Source organism: Mesorhizobium sp. M1A.F.Ca.IN.022.07.1.1 (assembly GCF_003997575.1).
Classification (GTDB): domain Bacteria; phylum Pseudomonadota; class Alphaproteobacteria; order Rhizobiales; family Rhizobiaceae; genus Mesorhizobium.
The window spans coordinates 1-6,835 of sequence record NZ_RZST01000316.1 but is presented as its reverse complement, the minus strand read 5'-3'; the positions used below and the strand labels follow the sequence as shown (position 1 = coordinate 6,835).

Below are 6,835 nucleotides of genomic sequence, written 5' to 3'. Positions count from 1 at the left end.
ATGCGGGCGCGAACGCCGTTGATGTTCCAGGTGACGATCTTCATGCGGACCTCAATGTTCTTCCGGCGCAAGGCGCTCGACGAGGCCGATCGTATTGCCTGCCGGATCCTTTAGAAAGGCCATCCATTCGCTTTCCCCCGCCGGACCGAACCGGCCCTCGGTGTCGCGATGGACCAGCGCCGGCGACGCGGTGAAAGGAACACCGGCGGCTTTCGCCTCAGCATGGAAGGCCTCGAGGCCGGCAATATCGAGATAGACGGTGCCGGGGGGCACGCCGTCGCCAAAAAACAGCCGCACGCCGCCCGCGATGATGAAGGCGATGCCCGGCGGATCGTAGCGCGCATGCACGCTCATGCCGAGCACATCGTGCCAGAAAGCCAGCGTTCTATCGAGATCGCGCCCGGCCGACAGCGCGACCTGACGGACCGCGCCGACCGTGGGCATGGCGGCCCGCTAGACGGAGAAGCTGGTGCCGCAGCCGCAGGAGGCGACGGCGTTCGGGTTTCGGATCTGGAAAGACTGACCCATAAGGTCATCGACGAAATCGATCACCGAGCCGCCCATATAGACCAGCGAGAGGTCGTCGATGAGGATCGTGGCGCCATCCTTCTCGATGGCTACGTCATCGTCGTTGCGACTATCGACGAGATCGAACTTGTAGGAGAAGCCGGAGCAGCCGCCGCCTTCGACGGAAACGCGCAAGGCATTCTTGCCCGGCTCGCCGGCCAGAATCCTGGCGATCCGCTTCGCGGCCGCTTCGGTCATTTCGACCTTCATGGCAGTCTTGGCATCCGCGCCCATCGGCGTCACCTTGCTTTCGGTTTCCCATGATAGGTATGAAGCGGACGGGGGCAAGTCAACTGGTGGGCGAATGGGCAAGGATGCTCTCGGTGAGATCGGTTTCGGCTACCGGCCGCGCGCCGTTTACGCGAGCGATCCGGCGCGCTCGCGCGGCCGCCTGTTCGATGAGCCGGAAAGTCCGACCCGGACGCCATTCCAGCGTGACCGCGACCGCATCATCCATTCCACCGCCTTCCGCCGGCTGAAGCACAAGACGCAGGTGTTCATTGCGCATGAGGGCGATCACTACCGCACCCGGCTGACGCATTCGATCGAGGTGGCGCAGATTGCCCGCGCCCTGGCACGCGCGCTGCGCGGCGACGAGGATCTGGCGGAGGCAGTGGCCTTGGTGCACGATTTCGGTCACACGCCTTTCGGCCATACCGGCGAGGAGGCGCTGAACGAAAAGATGGCCGGCTGGGGCGGCTTCGACCATAACGCGCAGTCGTTGCGCGTCGTCACCCGGCTCGAGCGGCGCTACGCCGAGTTCGACGGGTTGAACCTCAGCTGGGAGACGCTGGAAGGGCTGGTCAAGCATAACGGGCCGCTTACCGATGCAAGCGGGAACGGGCTCAAGGGCCCCGTGCCGCAGGCGATCCGCGACTATTCCGCACTGCACGACCTCGAGCTCGACCGCTTCGCCGGCATCGAGGCGCAGTGCGCCGCGATCGCCGACGATATCGCCTACAACACGCATGACATCGACGACGGCCTGCGTGCCGGCCTGCTGACGCTGGACATGCTGGAAGACATCGGCCTGCCGGGCTCGATCCTGAGTGGCGTGCGCGCCCGCTACCCACAACTCGACGACGTTCGCACCGGCCACGAGCTGATGCGGCGGCAGATCACGCTGATGGTGGAGGATGTTATTGCTGCCGCTACCGACAATATCGAGCGCCTCAAGCCGGACAGCGCCGATGCGGTGAGGGCCGCGGGTGAGACGATGGTCACCTTCTCGGCCGAAATGGCGGCAGCCGAAAAGGAGCTGAAGGCCTTTCTTTACAAGCATCTCTACCGGCATGCCGAAGTGATGCGCGTGCGGGCCGACGCCGAGCAGATCGTCCGCGACCTGTTCGATGTCTATTTCGCCGACCCGCGCGCCATGCCGGACGGCTGGCGCGAAGGGCTCGACAGGGCGCAGGATCGCATCAAGGCGCGCAGCGTCGCCGATTTCCTGGCCGGAATGACCGATACCTATGCGCTCAAGGAGCACAGGCGGTTGTTTGACCATACGCCGGATTTGGGCTAGGGCGAGCCACGATTTTGTCGGCCAAGCAGCCGGTCCCTCTTAAAGCCCAGAGCATACCCGATGAATATCTTCGCCGATTTCAACGCGCGGATCGTAAGAGCCGTCGAAGCCCTTGATCTGAAGGACAAGGATGGCGGAGCGCTGGATCTGTCGCGCATCGCGGTCGAGCCGCCGCGCGACGCCGGTCATGGCGACCTTGCCACCAATGCGGCGATGGTGCTGGCAAAGCCCACCGGCCAGAACCCGCGCGCGCTGGCCGAGCAGCTGACCGCAGCGCTGCGCAGCGATGCCGACATCGCTTCCGCCGATGTTGCCGGCCCGGGCTTCGTCAATCTCCGGCTGAAGGACGGCTTCTGGCAGGCGCATTTGGCAGTGCTGCTCGGCGAGGGCCGCAACTATGGCCGCTCCAAAATCGGCGGCGGCCGCAAGGCCAACGTCGAGTATGTCTCGGCCAATCCGACCGGCCCGATGCATGTCGGCCATTGCCGGGGCGCCGTCGTCGGCGACACTTTAGCCAACCTGATGGCCTTCGCCGGCTACGATGTGACCAAGGAATATGTCATCAACGATGCCGGCTCGCAGATCGACGTGCTTGGACGCTCGACCATGCTGCGCTATCGCGAGGCGCTCGGCGAAGCAGTCGGCGAGATTCCGCCAGGCCTTTATCCAGGCGACTATCTGATACCCGTCGGGCAGGCGCTGGCCGAACAGTTCGGCCTCGGCCTGCTGGAGATGCCGGAAGACGAGGCGCTGGCGATCGTCAAGGATCGCACGGTCGACGCGATGATGGCGATGATCCGCAAGGATCTGGCGCTGCTCAACGTGCATCATGACGTGTTCTTCTCCGAACGCACGCTGCATGCCGACAACGCCAAGAAGATCCGCGCGGCAATCGCCGACCTGACGCTGAAGGGCCATATCTACAAGGGCAAGCTGCCGCCGCCGAAGGGCGAGAAGCCGGACGACTGGGAAGACCGCGAGCAGACGCTGTTCCGCTCGACCGCGGTCGGCGACGACATGGACCGGGCGCTGGTGAAGTCGGACGGCTCGTTCACCTATTTCGCCGCCGACGTCGCCTATCTCAAGGACAAGGTCGAGCGCGGCTTCGTCGATCTCATCTATGTGCTCGGCGCCGACCATGGCGGTTACGTCAAGCGGCTCGAAGCGCTGGCGCGCGCGGTCGCCGGCGACACGGTCAAGCTCACGGTCCTGCTCTGCCAACTGGTGAAGCTGTTCCGCGACGGCGAGCCGGTCCGGATGTCGAAGCGGTCAGGGGATTTCGTCACGCTGCGCGACGTGGTGGAGGAGGTCGGCCGCGACCCGATCCGCTTCATGATGCTCTACCGCAAGAATGATGCGCCGCTCGATTTCGACTTCGCCAAGGTCACCGAGCAGTCCAAGGACAATCCGGTGTTCTACGTGCAATACGCTTCGGCGCGCTGCCACTCGGTGTTCCGGCAGGCGAGCGAGCAATTGGGCGAAGCGAATTTCGACCGCGACCGGCTTGTGGCCTCGGTTGCGTCGCTGACGGACGAGGGCGAAATCGGCCTGATCCGGAAACTGGCTGAATATCCACGGCTAATCGAATCCGCGGCGCTTGCGCTGGAGCCGCACCGGCTGGCATTCTACCTCTACGATCTGGCGTCGAGCTTCCACGCACACTGGAATCGGGGCACCGACAACCCAGACTTACGTTTTGTTAAGGTTAACGACCCACAATTGACGTATGCCAGACTGGGGCTGGTGCAGGCTGTTTCGGATGTTTTGACCTCCGGCCTGACGCTGATAGGAGCTGATGCGCCTACCGAAATGCGTTAGGTTTGACTAAAAAGCCTGTCACCTTTTGCCCACATTGCGCTGGTAAGGGCCAACCCTGCGCGACGTCCATGGCGTCCGACTGTGTGCGAGTTCGGGAACAATAATGGCAGACAGAACCCAGCTGAAAGTAGCCGCAAGCAATCACATCGCCGACGACGATCCGTTCGCCGAACTGACCCGCATCATGGGTTTCGATCCGCGTCAGCCGGTCAGGCCGCAGTCGCCGGCGGCCGCAAAGGCTGCGTCCGCGAACCAGGCTGCCGATGGGGCCGACTTCGACATCGACCTCGAAAAGGAGCTGATGGGCGACTTCGACATTGCCGAGGAAAGCGAGCCGGTGGCGCAGCAGGCTGCCCAGGCTGCGCCGGCTTACTGGGCTGCCACTCTCAGCGACGACGAGCTCGCCGCTTCTCTCGAACGGGATTTCGTCTTTGACGATGCGGCGGATCACGCCCATTTTGCCACGCCCGCTGTTGCCACGCCCCCTGCGCCGGAGCCGGCCGCCGACACGGCATTCGACGATGATTTCGACAAGGCGGTCGCGCGTTCGTTGGAAGTCTCGCCCGTGCAGGACGACCTTTCCGTCGACCAGGAAATGGCGGCCTCGCTGGATGAGGGCTTCTGGATCGACGACCAGCCTGACACGGACGAGAGCGCCGCCGCGGCCGCCGAGCCTGCGGCTGTCGAGCCTGCTGTCCTTGAGCCTGCGGACGAGACGGCGTTCGACGCCGATTTCGACACTGCGGTCCAGATGTCGCTCGAGGACGAGTTGGCCTTCGATGACCGTGATATTGAGCCCGAAGGCGCCGACGTGCAGCCGATCGAGGCTCACGCCGCTGTCGACCAGCCGATCGCCGCTGAAGACTACGAGAGTGGGTCCGATCAGGCCGAATTCGTTCGGGCCGCAGTTGATCAGGCCCATTTCGATCAGGCCCAATCTGATCAGGCCCAATTTGAGCAGGCGACGGCTGATATCGCCATGGATATCGATCAGCCGCAGCACCTGATCCTGGAGCAGGAACTGTCGGTCGATGACGAGCCATCGCCGGCCCTCGAGGCGCCTGTTGAGGCCGAGCATTTCGCCGCCGATCCCGAGCCCGCCTTCGATCCCCAACCCGATCACGGAGCTGTAGCCGATCAGGTCTTCGAAGACGATTTCGAGCTCAGCTTCCGTGACGCGCTTGCCGAGGAGCCGGAAGGCCCGGCTGTCGATCCTGAACCGGTCGCCGGTCACGAGGCTGCGGCTGAAGAGGTCTTCGGAGACGATTTCGAACTCAATTTCGACAACGTGCCGTCTGGGGAATCGGAAGCGCCGGCTGCCGAGCCCGTCGCCGCGGCGGAGCCGCCATTTGCCGAGCCTGCTCCTTCTGCATCGGCACCGGTTCCGCCGGTTGCGGCAGTCGACCCGGCTAAGCCGGCCGCAGGCGAGCGCAGCCTGGAAGACGAACTCAATGCGCTGCTTGGCGCCATGACGGCGCGGCCAATTCCGGTTGCGCCGGTCCCGGTTGCTCCTGTTCCGGCCGCCGCATCGGCACCGCGGTCGGTCGTTCAGCCGGCTGGCGACACCGACCAGAAGGCTGGCGTGGGCGATGAGCTCGATTGGGACCTCGACGCACGCAACGAGCCCGCCTACGGCACGCAGATCGCCCAGTCCGCCGATGCCGATCTCGATAGGCTGCTCGCCGGCGAACTCGACCGGCAGGGCTTCGAAGGCGCGGCTTCCGAACAGGATGCCGAACCCAGCATAGATTTCGATGACGAGGCTTTCGACGCCGCCTTCGCCAAGGGCATCGAGATGGACGCGCCTGTCGCGCCTGCCGAACCGCCAAAGTCGTGGAGCCGCGTGACCCCGGTCGCAGCGCCGGTGCACGCCTCTTATGCCACGCAGCCTGCGGCTACGGCGCCGCAAACCGCGGCCCCTGCCTACGAACCGGTGAAGGATTATTCCGCATACGCCAAGCCGGCGCCGCAGATGCCGACGCCTGCCTATCGTGCGGAGCCGGCGAAGGACTATGCCGGTTACGCCACGCCGGCCCCGGCGCCGCAGATGTCAGCGCCTGCCGATCGTGAGGAGCCGGCGAAGGACTATGCCGGTTACGCCACGCCGGCCCCGGCGCCGCAGATGTCGGCGCCTGCCTATCGTGAGGAGCCGGCGAGGGACTATTCCGCTTACGCCAAGCCAGCCGCGGCGCCGCAGTCTCGCCAGCAGGAGGAAATGCCCGATGTCGAGACGGTCGACGTGCCGGAGCGCGTGGTGGCGTTGGCCGACGACCTAGACATTCCGGAGCTCAGCTTCGAGGAGGATCAGCCTGCGGCGCCTGCCTATGACGATCTCGATGCCGAGTTTGCCGGCTTGCTTAGCGAGATGAACGCAACCGAGATCGCTCAGGCGCCTGTGCAGAGCCGGGGCTATGAGGACGACTCCCACAATGCCGGACTCAAGACCGGCTACGACCGCCGCGAGTTGCGGGCCGAGACGGCCGCTGCACCGGCGACCCTGTCCTATGCCGCAGCTGCAAGCCAATTCGATGCAGACGATTTGCCCGGCAGCCGGCCGGTCTCGCAGGCGGACGACTTCGCCGTCGACGAACTTGACTACGATCCTGAGCTCGACGAAGCGATGACTGTGCCCGGCTTTGCCGAGCGCGAAGCCGCGAAGCCGCGAAGCCGTGGCATGATGCTTGCCGCACTCGTCGGCGCCGTTGTGGTCGCGGGCGGTCTCGGCGCTCTCGCCTTCTCCTTTGGCGGCAAGGGCGGCAGCGAAGCGCCCGTGATCGTGAAGGCAGACAATTCGCCGATCAAGGTCAAGCCGCAAAACCCGGGCGGCACCGTGGTGCCGAACCAGGACAACAAAGTCTATGACGCCGTGGCCAAGGGTGGGGCGGCCAAGCCCGCCGAACCGGCGCAGCAGAAACTGGTGACCAACAC

Annotated in this window: 5 protein-coding genes; 3 read left to right on the top strand and 2 right to left on the bottom strand. The window is 64.8% G+C overall.

Annotation, left to right across the window (positions count from 1 at the left end; translation table 11 throughout):
• Positions 1–51 precede the first annotated feature (51 nt).
• Together EOA75_RS26260 and erpA are read right to left on the bottom strand one after the other, a co-directional pair.
• Positions 52–444, bottom strand: a complete 393-nt coding sequence (locus EOA75_RS26260) for a VOC family protein (protein ID WP_095778431.1) — start codon at positions 442–444, stop codon at positions 52–54.
• Positions 445–453: 9 nt separating this feature from the next.
• Positions 454–801 (bottom strand): iron-sulfur cluster insertion protein ErpA, encoded by a 348-nt coding sequence (erpA, locus tag EOA75_RS26255; protein WP_066999964.1) that lies wholly within the window; start codon positions 799–801, stop codon positions 454–456.
• 70 nt (positions 802–871) lie between these two features.
• Between erpA and EOA75_RS26250 the strand changes: the two genes are divergently transcribed.
• From EOA75_RS26250 to EOA75_RS26240, 3 genes are all read left to right on the top strand, one after another.
• A complete protein-coding gene (locus EOA75_RS26250) occupies positions 872–2,089 on the top strand; it encodes a deoxyguanosinetriphosphate triphosphohydrolase (protein WP_127325521.1) in 1,218 nt (405 codons plus the stop codon).
• Positions 2,090–2,149: 60 nt separating this feature from the next.
• Complete coding sequence (argS, locus tag EOA75_RS26245; RefSeq protein WP_127325520.1) at positions 2,150–3,907, top strand: arginine--tRNA ligase; 1,758 nt, start codon at positions 2,150–2,152, stop codon at positions 3,905–3,907.
• Between the two features lie 103 nt (positions 3,908–4,010).
• A partial coding sequence (locus EOA75_RS26240) for a hypothetical protein (RefSeq protein WP_127325519.1) occupies positions 4,011–6,835 on the top strand: 2,825 nt, incomplete at its 3' end.

Coding starts and splice junctions, on each gene's coding strand:
- argS (WP_127325520.1), top strand. CDS start 2,150: ATGAATATCTTCGCCGATTTCAACGCGCGGATCGTAAGAGCCGTCGAA.
- EOA75_RS26250 (WP_127325521.1), top strand. CDS start 872: ATGGGCAAGGATGCTCTCGGTGAGATCGGTTTCGGCTACCGGCCGCGC.
- EOA75_RS26260 (WP_095778431.1), bottom strand. CDS start 444: ATGCCCACGGTCGGCGCGGTCCGTCAGGTCGCGCTGTCGGCCGGGCGC.
- erpA (WP_066999964.1), bottom strand. CDS start 801: ATGGGCGCGGATGCCAAGACTGCCATGAAGGTCGAAATGACCGAAGCG.